This window comes from Stenotrophomonas sp. CASM114 (genome assembly GCF_049384325.1).
GTDB lineage: Bacteria > Pseudomonadota > Gammaproteobacteria > Xanthomonadales > Xanthomonadaceae > Stenotrophomonas > Stenotrophomonas muris.
On record NZ_JBMRGJ010000008.1, the window covers coordinates 15,588 to 30,955 of the forward strand.

Genomic DNA, 15,368 nt, shown 5'->3' on the forward strand with positions numbered 1-15,368 from the left:
ATGCGCCCCGAGCTCGCTCTGGTACCGGGCGAGCCCGCCGGGATCGGCCCGGAGCTATGTGTCCGCCTCGTCCAGCAGCCGCGTGAAGATTGCCGGCTGCTGGCCTTCGCCGACCCGGACACCCTGCACGCGGCTGCGGCCGCGCTGAACCTGCCCCTGCAGCTGCTGCCCGAGGACGCCGAAGCACGCGCCCCCGGCGATCTGCGCCTGCGCACTGTCCGCAACGCTGCGCCCAGCCGCTTCGGCCAGGCCGATCCGGCCAATGCCGGCGCGGTCATCGGCGCCCTGCTCGGCGCCGGCCAGGCCTGCCTGTCCGGCGAACTGCACGGTGTTGTCACCGGCCCGGTGCACAAGGCGGTCATCAATGAAGGCGGCATCGCCTACAGCGGCACCACTGAACTGCTGGCCGACCAGGCCGGGGTGAAGGTGGTGATGATGCTGGCCAACCACATCGTGCGCGTGGCCCTGGCCACCACCCACCTGCCGCTGCGCGAGGTGGCCGATGCGATCACCGCGCCCGGCCTGGAGCACGCGCTGCGCACGGTGCACGCCGCACTGCGCCGTGAGTTCGGCCTGCCTGCGCCGCGCATCGCCGTGCTCGGCCTGAACCCGCACGCCGGCGAAGATGGCCACCTGGGCCGCGAAGAACTGGATCTGGTCATCCCGCTGCTGCAGCGCCTGCGCGCGGAGGGCATGGACCTGGTCGGGCCGCTGCCGGCCGATACCGCCTTCCTGCCCGCCAAGCTGGCCGGCTTCGACACCGTGCTGGCGATGTACCACGACCAGGGCCTGCCGGTACTGAAATATTCCGGCTTCGAACAGGCGGTGAACCTGACCCTGGGCCTGCCCTATCCGCGCGTGGCGGTGGACCATGGCACCGCGCTGGAGCTGGCCGGCCGCGGCATCGCCGATCCCTCCAGCCTGCAGGCGGCAACGACGCTGTGTGCGCAGCTTGCGCGGCAACGTACACTGGGCGCATGAATTCCCCGCATTCCCCCTCCGGCCCGGTGTTCACCGCACCGGCCAAGAAGCAGCTTGGCCAGCATTTCCTGGCCGACCGCCACTACATCGACAAGATCGTGATGGCGGTCAACCCGAAAGACGGCGACCGCCTGGTCGAGATCGGCCCTGGCCAGGGCGCGATCACCCTGCCGCTGCTGCGCGTGCACCCCACGCTGACGGTGATCGAGTTCGACCGCGACCTGATCGCGCCGCTGACCGCCGCCGCCGAGCCGCTGGGCGAGCTGACCATCGTTCATCGCGACGTGCTGCGCGTGGACTTCACCGAACTGGCTGCCGGCCAGCCGATCCGCCTGGTCGGCAACCTGCCCTACAACATCTCCTCGCCGATCCTGTTCCATGCGCTGGAGCATGCCGCGGTCATCCGCGACATGCACTTCATGCTGCAGAAGGAAGTGGTCGACCGCATGGCGGCCGGCCCCGGCAGCAAGGTGTATGGCCGCCTCAGCGTGATGCTGCAGGCCTACTGCCAGGTGACCTCGCTGTTCGTGGTGCCGCCGGGCGCGTTCCGGCCGCCGCCGAAGGTCGATTCGGCCGTGGTGCGTCTGGTGCCGCGTGACCCGGCCGCGATCAACATCAACGACCACAAGCGCTTCGCCGACGTGGTCAAGGCCGCCTTCGGGCAGCGCCGCAAGACCCTGCGCAATGCCCTGAACAACGTGGTGTCCGCCGAGCAGTTCATCGCCGCCGGCGTGCGTCCCGATGCCCGCGCCGAACAGCTGGACGTGGCCGAATTCATCGCTTTGGCCAATGCCTCCTGATTACACTGCCGGTATGGAAGACGCTGACGTTTATGCCATCTCCGTCGAAGTCGCGCCGCGCTTCCTCGACGATCAATCCGCGCCGGAAGACGGTCGCTTTGCGTTCGCCTACACGATCCGCATCCACAACCAGGGGCGGGTCGCGGCACGCCTGGTCGCGCGCCACTGGCGCATCACCGATGCCAATGGTCGTGTCGAGCATGTCGATGGCGACGGGGTGATCGGCGAGCAGCCGCGGCTGCGCCCCGGTGAAGACTTCCGTTACACGTCCGGTGTCATGCTGGGGACCGATCACGGGACCATGCAGGGGCACTACGACATGGTCGCCGACGATGGCACCGAATTTGCCGCGCCGGTCGCACCCTTCGTGCTGGCCGTGCCGCGTACCCTGCACTGACACGGAGGCCGAACGATGAGTGTGTGGGCGATCGGCGACCTGCAGGGCTGCTATGACGTCACCCAGCGATTGCTGGAGAAGATCCGCTTCGACCCGGCGCAGGACACCCTGTGGTTCTGCGGCGACCTGGTCAACCGCGGCGGGCAGTCGCTGGAAACGCTGCGGCTGGTGCACTCGCTGCGCGAGCACAGCGTGGTGGTGCTGGGCAACCATGATCTTTCGCTGCTGGCCGTCGGTTCGCGTACCGAAGAGGAACAGCGCAAGGTCAACCCGGACCTGCTGCGCATCGTGCAGGCCGAGGACCGCGACGAACTGCTGGACTGGCTGCGCCTGCAGAAGCTGGTGCACGTGGACCGCGAGCTGGGCTGGATGATGGTGCACGCCGGCCTGGCGCCGAAGTGGACCACGCAGATGGCCGAGAAGCATGCCGCCGAGGTCGAGGTGCAACTGCATGGCGCCGGCTACCGCAAGCTGTTCCGCAACATGTACGGCGACAAGCCGAGCTGGGCCCCGAACCTGTCCGGTTACGACCGCTCGCGCGCGATCATCAACGTGCTCACCCGCATGCGCTACTGCACCCCGCGGGGGCGCATCGGCATCGAGGACAAGGGCACGCCGGGCACGCAGGAACAGGGGCTTTATCCCTGGTTCGAAGTGCCCGGCCGGGTCGAGCGCGACCTCAAGGTCGTCTGCGGCCACTGGTCGGCGCTGGGCCTGACCATCACCCAGGGCGTGCACGCCATCGACACCGGTGCGGTCTGGGGCGGCAAGCTGACCGCGCTCCAGCTTGATACCGACGAGCTGCGCGTGGTGCAGGTCCCGGGCCGCGACGTACCGGCACCCGTGCCCAACGCCCGCCCGCCGGCGCGACCGGCGCACGAGCGCCCCGGCGCTGCGACGCAGGGCAAGGAACAGGGCGGCAACGCCGCTGCCAGCCCGGGCAACCGTGGCCCACGCCGCCGTCGCCGTCGTGGTGGCGGAGGGGGCGGAGGGGGCGGCGCGGGTGGCGCGGGTGGCGCGGGTGGCGCGGGTGGCGGCACCCACAACAGTCCCCCGCCGCAGGCGTGACGCGGCGCGGCTGGGCACCAGGGACGGTGCTGCTGACGCTGGCCCTGGCCAGCGGCTGCCAGCCCGGCTCGCCGCCTGCTCCCACGGCTGCGGATGGTGCTGCACATGCGCCGACGCAGCCGCAGGCCCCTTCGCCGCCACTGGTGGCCGCAGCCCGCGCGCAGGTCGGCGTCACCACCCGTTACGATCCTGCTTACCAGGTACTGGCCTATCCTGGCGGCGACGTGCCACTGGATCGCGGCGTGTGCACGGACGTGGTGGTGCGCGCCCTGCGCGATCTGGGCCTGGACCTGCAGGCACGCGTGCATGAGGACATGCGCGGCAGTTTCAGTGCCTATCCGGCGATCTGGGGCCTGTCACGGCCGGACCGCAACATCGATCATCGTCGTGTACCGAACCTGATGCGCTGGTTCGAGCGCCAGGGCTGGCAGCAACCGGTCACGGCCCTCGCCGCCGACTACGCGGCCGGCGACATCGTTGCCTGGAAGCTCAATGGCAACGGCCTGCTGCACGTGGGCATCGTTTCTGACCGGCGCCTGGCCAACGGCACACCGCTGGTGCTGCACAACATCGCGCGCGGCACGCGCGAAGAGAACCTGCTGTTCCAGCACGCGATCATCGGGCATTACCGGATGCCGTTGCGACAGTCCCGGTAGAGTCGACTGTTAGTCGACTATCGCGCGCAGCGCGGGTTTTTCGGGTGACCGCCGAGAGCAGTCGACTAACAGTCGACTCTACCCCGTCGGTGTTCCCGTCGGTGTTTTCGTCGGTGTTTTCGTTCGTATTTTCCGCGATCTGCGGCGCACGTAGTGCACGAAGCGGAACGCGTAGGCGTGCCGTTCGTCGGCCGGGTGCGGCTCGCTGCTCACTTCCTGCCAGTCCTGCACGTCCACTTCGGGGAAATGGGTATCGGCGGGGACTTCGGCATCGACCCAGGTCAGGTACAGGTCACTGGCCTGGTCCAGCAACTGGTGGAAGATCTCGCCGCCGCCGATGATGCACAGCTCGCTGGCGCCCTCGCCTTCGGCAATCGCCTTCGCCTCGTCCAGCGACGCCACCGCACGCATGCCCTCGAACGGCACTTGGCCGCTGCGGGTCAGCACCAGGTTGGTCCGCCCCGGCAGCACGCGGCCGATCGACTCGGCCGTCTTGCGCCCCATCAGGATCGGCTTGCCCAGGGTGAGCGCCTTGAAGTGCTTGAAGTCATCCGGCAGGTGCCAGGGCATGGCATTGCCCTGGCCGATGCCACGGTTGCGGTCCAGCGCCACGATCATCGACAGCTTCAGGGCGCTCATACCGCTACCGGCGCCTTGATCGCCGGATGCGGGTCGTAGCCGTCGATGCGGATGTCGTCGAACTGGAAGCCGAACAGGTCGGTCACCTCCGGGTTCAACCACAGCTTCGGCAGCGCGCGCGGCGCGCGCGACAGCTGCTCGCGGGCCTGCTCGAAGTGGTTCGAGTACAGGTGCGCATCGCCCAGCGTGTGCACGAAGTCGCCCACGCCCAGGCCGGTGGCCTGCGCCACCATGTGGGTCAGCAGCGCGTAGCTGGCGATGTTGAACGGCACGCCAAGGAAGATGTCACCGCTGCGCTGGTACAGCTGGCAGCTGAGCTTGCCGTCCACCACGTAGAACTGGAACAGGTTATGGCATGGCATCAACGCCATCTGCGAAAGCTCGCCCACGTTCCAGGCACTGACCACCAGCCGGCGCGAATCGGGGTTGCGCTTGATCTCGTCCACAAGCCACTGCATCTGGTCGATCTGGCGGCCGTCGGCGGTGGCCCAGCTGCGCCACTGCTTGCCGTAGACCGGGCCGAGGTCCCCGTTCTCGTCGGCCCACTCGTCCCAGATGCGTACCTGGTTGTCCTTCAGGTAGCCGATGTTGGTGTCGCCCTTCAGGAACCACAGCAGCTCGTGGATGATCGAGCGCAGGTGCAGTTTCTTGGTGGTGACCAGCGGAAAGCCTTCGGTGAGGTCGAAGCGCATCTGCCAGCCGAACACGCTGCGGGTGCCGGTACCGGTGCGATCACTCTTGTCGGCGCCGTGTTCGAGCACGTGCGCCAGCAGGTCCAGGTAGGGCTTCATGCCTTGCCCTCGGCAGCCACCGGCAACTGCGGCTGCAGCACCGGCGCGCGGCGCGACATCACCAGCAGCACCAGGCCGAAGGCGATCAGCGGCAGGCTGAGGATCTGGCCACGGGTCAGCCAGTCGAAGGCCACGTAGACGCCGTTGTCCGGCATGCGCACGAACTCCACCGCGAAGCGGAACAGGCCGTACATCAACGCGAACAGGCCACCCACCAGGTAGCGGTGGCGCGGCTTGGCCGACACCGCCCACAGCACCACGAACATCACCAGGCCTTCCAGGAACGCTTCATACAGCTGCGACGGATGGCGGGCGTACGGGTTCAATGCGCCGGTGGCGAACTGCGCCTGCAGCGTCGCGTGGTCGAGCTGGTTCAGCGGGGCCGGCAGGCCGGACGGGAACACCACGCCCCAGGTCCCGTCGGTGTACTTGCCCCACAGCTCGGCGCCGATGAAGTTGCCGATGCGGCCGAAGCCCAGGCCCAGTGGCACCAGCGGCGCCATGAAATCCATGGTGTCGAAGAAATGCAGCTTGTGCTTGCGCGACCACCACCAGCAGGCGCCCAGCACGCCGAGCAGGCCACCGTGGAAGCTCATGCCGCCGTCCCACACCTTGAACAGCAGCAGCGGGTTGTGCAGGAAATCGCCCAGCGCGTAGAACAGCATGTAGCCGATGCGCCCGCCCAGCACCACGCCGAGCATGGCGTAGAACAGCAGGTCGGAGAAGCCGTTGGCATCGACGCCCGGCAGGCGCCCCGCGGCAATGCGCGTGCGGCCCAGCAGCCACGCTGCGGTGAAGCCGAGCAGGTACATGATGCCGTACCAGTGCACCTTGATCGGCCCCAGCGAAAGGGCGATGGGGTCGATGTCGTGGAAATAGATCATGGAAAACGCCTGGCGGGAGTACGGGTATTTTAGCGTCCCTGCCCCGCCCGGGGCCGGAGCCGGCACGGGCGGAGGACCACGCCGCAGATCAGGGTTCAGTCCAGGATCTGCGGCGCGTCAGGCAACGCGTCATGCTCGGACCGCATCGAGGCCGGAAAGTGCCCTTCGATCAGGCTGGAGACCTCGTCGATGGCATCCTGCAGTGCCTCGACCGGATGGGCGCCGCGCAGGCCCTCGCGCAGGTGGGTGCAGACCCGCTGCCACTGCGCCGGGCTGACCCGGCCGTGCAGGCCACGGTCGGCAACGATCTCGATCGCGTGATCGGCCAGCAGCAGGTAGATCAGTACGCCGTTGTTGTGGGCGGTATCCCAGGTTCGCAGGCGCGCAAAGGCATGCTCGGCGGCCTGGCGCGGGGTCACCCTGTGCCACAGCGCACCCAGCGGCAGGTCCGCTTCCACCGCGAACATCACCTGCCCGCCGTGGCGCTGCTCACCGGCCGCGATGGCCCCGGTGATCGCCTGCAATGTGGCAGGTGGGAACGCACGCCGCACCGAGGGCGAGAATACATGGCGGAATAGACGTTGGATCATCACCAGCCTCCCGAAGCGCCACCGCCACCGGAACGGCCGCCGCCACCGCCCCAGCCACCACCACCACCAAATCCACCGCCCCCGCCGAAACCGCCTCCGCCACCCCAGCTGCCACCGCCCCAACCGCCACCGCCGGCAAAGCGACCCGGGTGGCCGGACAGCATCGCCACGATCAGGCCGACCACGCCGGCCAGGCCACTGGCCAGCAGCGTGGAGGTGAACAGGAATGCTGCCAGCGCCGCACCCGCGCCGCCGAGCAGGCCGCGCAGCGGACGCGGCACGCGCGAGAACACGCCGCGCAGGATGCTGCCGGCGAACACGCCGATGAACAGCGCCAGGAACCAGGTATCGCCACCACCACCGGGCTCGCGCCCGCGATGGCCGCTGACCGGTGCCGGCAGCGGTTCGCCGTCGATCAGCTTGACCAGCACCGCCGTGGCATCGGTGATGCCGCCGGCATAGTCGCCGCTGCGGAAGCGCGGGACCAGGTATTCCTGGATCACCCGGTTGGCGATGGCATCGGGAATGGCGCCTTCAAGACCGTAGCCCGGCTCGATGCGCACGCGCCGGTCATCCTTGGCCACCACCAGCAGCACGCCGTCATCCACGCCCTTGCGGCCGATCTGCCATTGGTCGAAGACCCGCGTGGTGTACTGCGCGATGTCCTCCGGCTGGGTGGTGGGCACCACCAGCACCTGCAGCTGGCTGCCCTTGCGCTGCTGCAGCTCGATCGCCTGCTGCACCAGCGCCTGCTTCTGCGTGGCGTCCAGCGTGCCGGTGGTATCGACCACCGGCGAGTCCAGCGCAGGAATCGGCGCCAGCGGCTGTGCCTGCGCTGCCAACGGCAGCCACAGCAGCAGGGCCAGCAGCGCAGTGGCCAGGCGCATCGGTCAGTGGCCCGGCTGCGGTGCCGGCTGCTGCTGCGGCGCGTTGCCGAAATCGACCGCTGGCGCGTTGGAAATCTGCGCTTCGTTGTCCACCGTGAAGTTCGGCTTGGTCTTGTAGCCGAAGATCTTGGCGGTGACCACCTGCGGGAACGAACGGATGTAGGTGTTGTAGTCCTGCACCTGCTGGATGTAGCGGCCGCGCGCAACCGTGATGCGGTTTTCGGTGCCTTCCAGCTGGGCCTGCAGGTCGCGGAAGTTCTGGTCGGACTTCAGCACCGGGTAGTTCTCGGTGACCACCAGCAGCCGCGACAGTGCGCTGCCGAGTTCACCCTGGGCCTGCTGGAACTGCTTGAGCGAGGCTTCGTCGTCGGCGTTGACGTTGATCTGGCCGACGCGCGAACGGGCGTTGGTGACTTCGGTCAGCACGCGCTCTTCCTGGCTGGCAAAGCCCTTCACCGTCTGCACCAGGTTGGGCACCAGATCGGCGCGGCGCTTGTACTGGTTGAGCACTTCGGACCAGCTGGCCTTGACCGCCTCATCCTTCTGCTGGATGGCGTTGTAGCCGCAGCCGGACAGCAGGGAGACCAGCAGCATCAGGGGCAGGACACGGGTGAACAGGCGCATGGCGGAGGTTCCGGGTGGGCTTGGCACCGAGCATGCCACGGTTCGGGTGAAAGACCGGCCATCGGGCACTGCCCCCTCCGCGGTGCTGTGTTTGCTGGATATCGGGGTTGGCCGGGAGGGTGGGTTGGCTGGGGGACGCCGTGAATACGTCCATGTAGGCTCGGTCGCGCCATCCATGGCGCTCACGCCCCCAGCCAACCCACCCTCCCGGCCACGGACAATTTCCTGCACACCGCGGGAAGATCAAAAGAAAAAATGAAAAGCAAAAGCCGGTTCTTCAGGCATTCGTGTCGACCAAGGTCGACAGCTACCAGAGCGGGGCGCCGTTGCGACAGATCGCGGGAATCTGTCGAAGGCGGGGTGGGTCCGGTTGAGGGGGCGTGAGCCGCATGGATGCGGCGACCGAGCTTACATGGACGTACTTGCAGCGTCCCCCTCAACCGGACCCACCCCGCCAACCCACGGAATGCAGGCTTTTGCCGTTGACGTTGATTCAGCGGGTGCAGGGCTGCAAGCCCTGCCGTAAACCCTCTCCCCTCAGCAGGCCTCAGCCACCGCAGTGCGGGGACGCCCCAGCCACGCCAGCAGCAGGCCCGATGCCGCCAGCAGGCCACCGGCCACCGGAATCGCGGCATAGCCCAGGCCCGAGCTGATCACCGCACCGCCCAGCGCCGCACCCACCGCATTGCCCAGGTTGAACGCACCGACGTTGATCGACGACGCCAGGCCCGGCGCCTCGCTGGCCGCCTGCATCACCCGGATCTGCAGCGGCGGTACGAGGGCGAAGGTCGCCGCGCCGAACAGCAGCACACCGAGGGCGGCGGTGGCGTGGCTCATGAAGGCCAGCGGCAGCACGAACATCAGCACCGCCAGGACGGCCAGCAGGATCCGTGTCGCGCCATCCAGCGACCAGTCGGCCATGCGCCCACCGATGCCGTTGCCGAGGGTGAAGCCGATGCCGATCAGCGCCAGCGAGATCGCGATGAAGGTATTGGAGGCGCCGGTCAATTCGGTCAGCACCGGTGCGACGTAGGTATAGAGGGTGAACATGGCACCGGCGCCGAGCACGGTGGTGGCCATCGCCAGCAGCACCGGCGGCTGCAGGATCGCCTTCAGTTCGCGGCGCACGTCCGGGCGCGGCCCCGGTGCAGATGCCGGCAGCGCGAAGCCCAGCGCGGTGATTGCGATCAGGCCCAGCGCCGCAGTACCGGCGAAGGACAGGCGCCAGCCCAGCTGCTGGCCGACCCAGGTCGCCAGCGGCACGCCGCCGATGTTGGCGATGGTCAGGCCCATGAACATGGTGGCCACGGCGGCAGCCTGCTTTTCCTTCGGCACCAGGCTGGCGGCGACCACCGCACCGATGCCGAAGAAGGCGCCGTGGTTGAGGCTGGTGACCAGGCGCGACAGCAGCAGCAGCCCGTAGTTCGGCGCCAGCGCGGACAGCAGGTTGCCGACCACGAAGATGGACATCAGCAGCATCAGCGCGGTGCGCTTGCCGAAACGGCCCATCAGCAGGGTCATCACCGGCGCGCCCAGCATCACGCCCACGGCGTAGGTGGTGATCAGCATGCCGGCGGTGGGGATGCCAACGCCCACGCCGTCGGCGATGACCGGCAACAAGCCCATCGGGGCAAATTCGGTGGTTCCAATGGCGAAGGCGCCAACAGCAAGCGCCAGCAAGGCGGCTCTGGAATTCATGGGGGTTTCCTGGGGGGCGGGAATCGGGAGTGCGTAGCCTGCGCGCTTTGCTGCGCCAGATTAAGCCTCGGCCCGGGAAAACACTGTTGATCCTGATTCACAAGTGAAGGCCGGAACGCCGCCGCAAGTGCAAAAACCGCAGCGCCGTTCGTTGTAGAGCCGCGCCCCACAACGCAGAACCCCCGGCCAGGCCGGGGGTTCTGGGACACACGTGCCAATGGCGCGCTTACCAGTTGCCGGCGCCCGGCACGTTGTGTTCGCGGGCGCGGCGGCGCATCAGCAGGTTCAGCCACTCCACCAGCACCGAGAAGCCCATCGCGGCGTAGATGTAGGGCTTGGGCACGTGCACGTCCAGGCCGTCCAGGATCAGCACCGCACCGATCATCAGGATGAAGGCCAGGGCCAGCATCTTCACGGTCGGGTTGGCGTCGATGAAGCGGCCCAGCGGGTTGGCGGCCAGCAGCATCACCAGCACCGACAGCAGGATGGCCGCCACCATCACCGGGATGTGGTCGGCGATGCCCACGGCGGTGATCACCGAGTCGAGCGAGAACACGATGTCGATCACCGCGATCTGGGCGATCACGTAGCCGAACACGGCCGAGGCCTTGGTGGTGCTGGGGTCTTCGTCCTCGCCACCGCTGATCAGTTCCTTGATCTCCATGCAGCCCTTGATGATCAGGAACAGGCCACCAACGATCAGTACCAGGTCGCGGATGGAAATGCCCATGCCGGCCACGGTGAACAGGTTGGCCGCCATGTGCGCCAGGTAGGCCAGCGAGACCAGCAGGCCGATGCGGGTGATGCAGGCCACCGCGATGCCCAGCTTGCGTGCGAACGGACGACGCTCTTCCGGCAGCTTGCTGACCGCGATGGAAATGAACACCAGGTTGTCGATGCCGAGCACGATTTCCAGCGCGCTGAGCGTGAACAGGGTCACCCAGGCATTGGGGTCGGCGAGGAACTCAAAGGACATGGAAACTCTTCAAGGCAGTGGGGGAATGGGGTTTCAGCCGTAGCTGCCGGCCAGCGCGTGCGGAACCACGACCAGCGCCCAGCACAGCAGCACGTTCATCATCAGCACGAACACCGCTGCCGAGCCCATGTCCTTGGCGCGGCCAGCCAGCTCATGGATCTCGCTGCCGTAGCGTTCGATCACCGCTTCGATGGCCGAGTTGGCAAGCTCCATCGCCAGCACCAGCAGCATCGAGCCGATCAGCAGCGCGCGTTCGACCGGGGTCTGGCCCAGCCAGATCGCGACCGGAGTCAGCATCACCAGCAGGTATACCTCCAGCCGGAACGAGGACTCGTGCAGCCAGGCGGCGCGCAGCCCCTGCCAGGACCAGCGGGCGGCCTGGAAGATGCGGCGCGGGCCGCGGGGCATGTGGCCGAACTGATCAGCCACGGGTGGAACATCCAGCAACAGGGGCGCGGCGCAGCGACCGCTCAGACGCACGGCAGGAAATCATGGGTGCACAGGAATAGGCAGATGGCCGCCATTTTGCCACAAGGCCGCCAACCGCACCCCGCACCGGCCCGCTGAACGGCCTGCCAGGGGCAAGCACCGGGCTGGGCCGTGCTTCTATGATGGAGGTCCCCTTGCCTGCTGGAGCGCCTGATGTCCCGTCGCCGTACCTGCCTGCTGATGCTGGGCCTGCTGACTGCCGCACCGCTTGCCCAGGCCCTGAGCCCGGCCAGGCCGCCGCAGGTGCCCGAACAGGTCTCCAATGTGGCCTGGGCCGGCGACATGGCCCGCTTCGCCAGCGCCGACCAGGCCAACCCGCCGCCGCGTGGTGGCATCGAGTTCATCGGCAGCTCCTCGATCCGCTTCTGGGAGAGCCTGGCCACCGACTTCCCCGGCCAGCCGGTGTTCAACCGCGGCTTCGGCGGTTCGGAAGTGCGCGACAGCACCTGGTATGCCGGCCAGATCGTGGTGCCGTATGCGCCGTGCAAGGTGTTCTTCTACGCCGGTGACAACGACCTCAACAGCGGCCGCAGCGCCGTGCAGGTGCGCGACGATGTGGTCGCCTTCGTGCAGCGCGTGCACCGCGACCTGCCAAAGACCAGGGTCGAGTACCTGTCCATCAAGCCGAGCCCGTCGCGCGCGCACCTGCTGCCGGCAATCAAGGAAGCCAACGCGCTGATCAAGGCCGCGCTGGCCAGGCTGCCCAACACCGGCTTCACCGACATCTACACGCCGATGCTCGGCGCCGACGGCCAGCCGGATGCGACGCTGTTCCGCGAGGACATGCTGCACATGACCCCGGCCGGCTATGCGATCTGGACCAGGGCGCTGGCGCCGAAGGTCAACTGCAACTGAGGCACTGTGGACGTCGGGCATGGCCCGGCGCTACCGCACCCCATCCACGCATGGCCTGGATCTACCGACATTTCAGCGGGATGGGGTCAGAGCCGGTTGCGCCGCAACGGGATCCGACCCCGGCAGGTCGCCGCGTTACCGGAAGACCACCGTGGCTTCGGTGCCCTTGCCCGGCTGGCTGGCCAGGCTGACCTTCCAGCCGAAGCGGTCGCACAGCCGGCGCACGATCGACAGGCCCAGGCCGGTGCCCTGCGGGCGGCTCGGCTCGGCGCGGTAGAAGGGTTCAAACGCGCGCGACAGCGCCTCGGCGGACATGCCGATGCCGGTGTCGCGCACCACCACCCGGTCATTGAGCACGTGCACGTCGATACGCCCTTCGTCGGTGTAGCTGCAGGCGTTGCGCACCAGGTTGCTGACCACCACCTGCAGCACCCGCGGCGGCGCGTGCAGCTGCACCGGGCCTTCGCTGTGCAGGTGCACTGACACCAGACGCGTACCCAGCAGTTCGTTGGCGTTGTCCACCTCGTAGCGGACGATGTCGTTGACGTCGAACAGCTCGATCTGGGGTTCGACGTCGGCCTCGCGGGCCAGGATCAGGAACGCGTCGATCACCGCTTCCATGTCACGGCCGGCGCGCTGGATGCGCTGCAGGCTGCGGCGCAGGCGCGGCTGCAGGGTTTCATCGCCCAGGGCCATGTCGCTGGCCACACGGATGACGGTCAACGGCGTGCGCAGCTCGTGGCTCGCATCGCGGGTGAAATTGCGCTCGCGCGCCACATGCGCGCTGACCCGGTTGGCCAGCGAATGCAGCGCGGCCGCCAGCTGCCGGGTCTCGCCCTGCATGTCCGCGGGCAGCTTGTTCGGTTCCAGGTCGGCCGCCTCCGGGTGACCCGGGTCCCAGCGCGAGACGCGCCGTGCCAACCAGTTCACCGGCGACACCAGGCGCTTGGAGGCCCGGTAGGTGACCCAGCTGGCGCCATACACCGCCAACAGGGTCAGCAGCACCGGCACGATGCCGAACCAGAACGCCAGCATCTCCGCACGCGAACGCAGGAACACCAGGTACAGGCGGCCGGCCGGACGCACATCGACCAGTACCAGCTGGTCATCCTTGGGCAGCTCGTGGAAACCGGGTTCCAGGTTGCGCAGGTTGGCCGGCAACGACAGCGCCGACTGCCCGCTTTCCAGCAGGTAGCCGCGGATGTTCTGGGTGTTGGGCGGTGGCTGCACCGGCGAGGCCTCGTGCAGCGTCCAGTAATAGGCCGCTTCCTCGCGCAGGGCGGCGCCGACCAGGCTGTGCTTGATCACCAGCGAAACCAGCCAGGCACCGAGCAGGATGCCCAGGCTGGCCAGGACTGCCTGCAGGATGAAGGCGATACGGATCTTGCGCGGCAGGCCGTGCGGCATTGCGGGGTCCCGGTCAGAGCGCTGCGATTATAGGCAGCGCGCTGCGCCGTAGTCGTGCACGGAGGATGACCGGCGGCAGTGCCGGCCGGTCATCCGTGCCCGGTGCGGGGTCGTTGCCCGGCCGGGCCTGATGCTGCACCGGCCTGGCCCCGATCAGGCCATCGGCTGGGCGATATCGGCAATGCGGTAACCGGCGCTCTGCACGGTGTGCAGCAGCGGACGGTCGAACGGCTTGTCGATGATCTTGCGCAGGTTGTACAGATGGCTGCGCAGGGTGTCCGAATCCGGCAGGCCATTGCCCCAGATCTCGCGTTCGATCTCCTGGCGGGTGACCACGCGCGGCGATTCGCGCATCAGGATGGTCAGCAGGCGCAGGCCGATCGGCGACAGCTGCAGTTCGGTACCGGCACGGGTGGCCCGCATGCTGACCGGATCGAGCACCAGGTCGGCGACCTTCAGCACTTCCGAACCCACCTGGCGGCGTTCACGGCGGATCAGCGCGCGCAGGCGGGCTTCCAGCTCCTGGATCGCGAACGGCTTGGTCAGGTAGTCATCGGCGCCGAAACCGAGGCCGGTGAGCTTGTCGTCCAGCGTGTCGCGTGCCGTGAGCATCAGCACCGGGGTGGACTTGCGCGCATCGTTGCGCAGGCGACGGCATACTTCGATGCCATCCAGGCGCGGCAACATGAGGTCGAGCACCACGACGTCATAGCTGTTCTCCGCCGCAAGGCGGTAGCCATCCAGGCCGTCCTGTGCATAGTCGACTTCGAAGCCGCGACCTTCCAGGTATTCCCCGATCATCTCGGAGATGTTGCGGTTGTCTTCGACCACCAGCACCAAGCCGGAGGTCTCCTTCGTCTGACGCATGTGATTCCCTCTAACTTCAGCTTTGTGAAACATGCCGGATCGACGGTGGACGCGATGTGAAGTTCCGTCAAGAGGGTTGTAAATCGTTCAGAGCAGGGGCCGCAGCAGTGGCCAGACGTTGTCCAGCACCCTCGATTGCGCCTGCGCCGTGGGGTGCAGTCCATCGGGCTGCATCATGCCCGGCTGCAGGGCCACGCCCTCCAGCAGGAACGGCAGCAGCGGCACCTTGTACTGCGTGGCCAGCGCCTTGTAGGCCGCCGCCAGGCGCTGGCGGTAAGCGGGCCCATAGTTGGGCGGCACGTCGATGCCCAGCAGCAGCACCCTGGCGCCGGCCTTCTGGCTGGCCTGTACCATCTTTTCCAGGTTGCCCTGCACCTGTGCCGGGGTCAGCCCGCGCAGCGCGTCGTTGCCGCCCAGCGCGATCACCACCACCGTCGGCTTTTCCTTCGCCAACAGGCCCGGCAGGCGGGTCAGCGCGCCGGCCGTGGTTTCCCCGCTCATGCTGGCATTGACGATGCGCGCCGGTGTTTTCGACTGTTGCCTGACCCGCTGCTGCAACAGGCTGACCCAGCCGGCGTCGGCAGGGATATTGTGGGCAGCACTGAGGCTGTCGCCGAGCACCAGCACCGTGCCTGCCGGGTCTTTGGCTCCGGCCAGCCCGGGCAGCAGCAATCCCAGCAGCAGCACCATCATCGCGCCGGCTCGCCGGCTCCATCCCGTCTTGCGCATTGGAGTCTCCTCATCGACAGCCTGTCCCCC

General features: G+C 67.8%; 18 protein-coding genes. 6 read left to right on the forward strand and 12 right to left on the reverse strand.

Annotated elements, in window-relative coordinates:
• Genes pdxA through VG566_RS10330 form a run of 5 tightly spaced genes read left to right on the forward strand, consistent with a single transcriptional unit; the run spans position 1 to position 3,902 of the window.
• Positions 1-981, forward strand: coding sequence for a 4-hydroxythreonine-4-phosphate dehydrogenase PdxA (gene pdxA, locus VG566_RS10310; RefSeq protein WP_049440154.1), 981 nt, complete (start codon positions 1-3; stop codon positions 979-981).
• Positions 978-1,781 (forward strand): 16S rRNA (adenine(1518)-N(6)/adenine(1519)-N(6))-dimethyltransferase RsmA, encoded by an 804-nt coding sequence (gene rsmA / locus VG566_RS10315; protein WP_197561806.1) that lies wholly within the window; start codon positions 978-980, stop codon positions 1,779-1,781. Before pdxA ends, rsmA begins: the two co-directional genes overlap by 4 nt.
• A 13-nt stretch (positions 1,782-1,794) precedes the next feature.
• On the forward strand, positions 1,795-2,178 hold the full coding sequence (apaG, locus tag VG566_RS10320) for a Co2+/Mg2+ efflux protein ApaG (protein ID WP_008268668.1): 384 nt from the start codon (positions 1,795-1,797) through the stop codon (positions 2,176-2,178).
• A 15-nt stretch (positions 2,179-2,193) separates the two neighbouring features.
• A complete protein-coding gene (locus tag VG566_RS10325; protein WP_241884687.1) occupies positions 2,194-3,246 on the forward strand; it encodes a symmetrical bis(5'-nucleosyl)-tetraphosphatase in 1,053 nt (350 codons plus the stop codon).
• Entirely contained in the window at positions 3,243-3,902 is a 660-nt protein-coding gene (locus tag VG566_RS10330) for a DUF1287 domain-containing protein (RefSeq protein WP_049404140.1), read from the forward strand. Before VG566_RS10325 ends, VG566_RS10330 begins: the two co-directional genes overlap by 4 nt.
• 78 nt (positions 3,903-3,980) lie before the next feature.
• Here the strand turns inward: VG566_RS10330 and VG566_RS10335 are convergent, their stop codons facing one another.
• From VG566_RS10335 to VG566_RS10375, 9 genes are all read right to left on the reverse strand, one after another.
• Complete coding sequence (locus VG566_RS10335) at positions 3,981-4,532, reverse strand: dihydrofolate reductase (protein ID WP_241884705.1); 552 nt, start codon at positions 4,530-4,532, stop codon at positions 3,981-3,983.
• A 5-nt stretch (positions 4,533-4,537) separates the two neighbouring features.
• Positions 4,538-5,332 (reverse strand): thymidylate synthase, encoded by a 795-nt coding sequence (locus tag VG566_RS10340; protein ID WP_241884688.1) that lies wholly within the window; start codon positions 5,330-5,332, stop codon positions 4,538-4,540.
• A complete protein-coding gene (gene lgt, locus VG566_RS10345; protein WP_014645981.1) occupies positions 5,329-6,216 on the reverse strand; it encodes a prolipoprotein diacylglyceryl transferase in 888 nt (295 codons plus the stop codon). The genes VG566_RS10340 and lgt overlap by 4 nt, the downstream gene beginning before the upstream one ends.
• Positions 6,217-6,311: 95 nt before the next feature.
• On the reverse strand, positions 6,312-6,806 hold the full coding sequence (locus VG566_RS10350; RefSeq protein WP_014645980.1) for a TPM domain-containing protein: 495 nt from the start codon (positions 6,804-6,806) through the stop codon (positions 6,312-6,314).
• The gene (locus VG566_RS10355; RefSeq protein WP_049420663.1) at positions 6,806-7,693 is read right to left on the reverse strand and encodes a TPM domain-containing protein; all 888 of its coding nucleotides are present in this window, start codon (positions 7,691-7,693) and stop codon (positions 6,806-6,808) included. Before VG566_RS10355 ends, VG566_RS10350 begins: the two co-directional genes overlap by 1 nt.
• Before the next feature lie 3 nt (positions 7,694-7,696).
• A complete protein-coding gene (locus tag VG566_RS10360; protein ID WP_227864292.1) occupies positions 7,697-8,317 on the reverse strand; it encodes a LemA family protein in 621 nt (206 codons plus the stop codon).
• A 537-nt stretch (positions 8,318-8,854) separates the two neighbouring features.
• On the reverse strand, positions 8,855-10,015 hold the full coding sequence (locus tag VG566_RS10365; RefSeq protein WP_241884689.1) for an MFS transporter: 1,161 nt from the start codon (positions 10,013-10,015) through the stop codon (positions 8,855-8,857).
• A 226-nt stretch (positions 10,016-10,241) separates the two neighbouring features.
• A complete protein-coding gene (locus tag VG566_RS10370; RefSeq protein WP_005408127.1) occupies positions 10,242-10,991 on the reverse strand; it encodes a TerC family protein in 750 nt (249 codons plus the stop codon).
• Between the two features lie 33 nt (positions 10,992-11,024).
• Positions 11,025-11,420 (reverse strand): diacylglycerol kinase, encoded by a 396-nt coding sequence (locus VG566_RS10375; RefSeq protein ID WP_014036025.1) that lies wholly within the window; start codon positions 11,418-11,420, stop codon positions 11,025-11,027.
• A 213-nt stretch (positions 11,421-11,633) separates the two neighbouring features.
• Here VG566_RS10375 and VG566_RS10380 point away from each other — a divergent pair, with 213 nt between their 5' ends.
• On the forward strand, positions 11,634-12,335 hold the full coding sequence (locus VG566_RS10380; RefSeq protein WP_241884690.1) for an SGNH/GDSL hydrolase family protein: 702 nt from the start codon (positions 11,634-11,636) through the stop codon (positions 12,333-12,335).
• Positions 12,336-12,470: 135 nt separating this feature from the next.
• Here VG566_RS10380 and VG566_RS10385 read toward each other — a convergent pair whose 3' ends face one another.
• The 3 genes from VG566_RS10385 to VG566_RS10395 all read right to left on the reverse strand — a co-directional run bounded on the left by VG566_RS10385 (position 12,471) and on the right by VG566_RS10395 (position 15,338).
• Positions 12,471-13,742, reverse strand: coding sequence for a sensor histidine kinase (locus VG566_RS10385; RefSeq protein ID WP_014645975.1), 1,272 nt, complete (start codon positions 13,740-13,742; stop codon positions 12,471-12,473).
• Between the two features lie 153 nt (positions 13,743-13,895).
• Complete coding sequence (locus VG566_RS10390) at positions 13,896-14,609, reverse strand: response regulator transcription factor (RefSeq protein ID WP_002811889.1); 714 nt, start codon at positions 14,607-14,609, stop codon at positions 13,896-13,898.
• An 87-nt stretch (positions 14,610-14,696) separates the two neighbouring features.
• Entirely contained in the window at positions 14,697-15,338 is a 642-nt protein-coding gene (locus tag VG566_RS10395; protein ID WP_049406109.1) for an arylesterase, read from the reverse strand.
• Between the last annotated feature and the right edge of the window lie 30 nt (positions 15,339-15,368).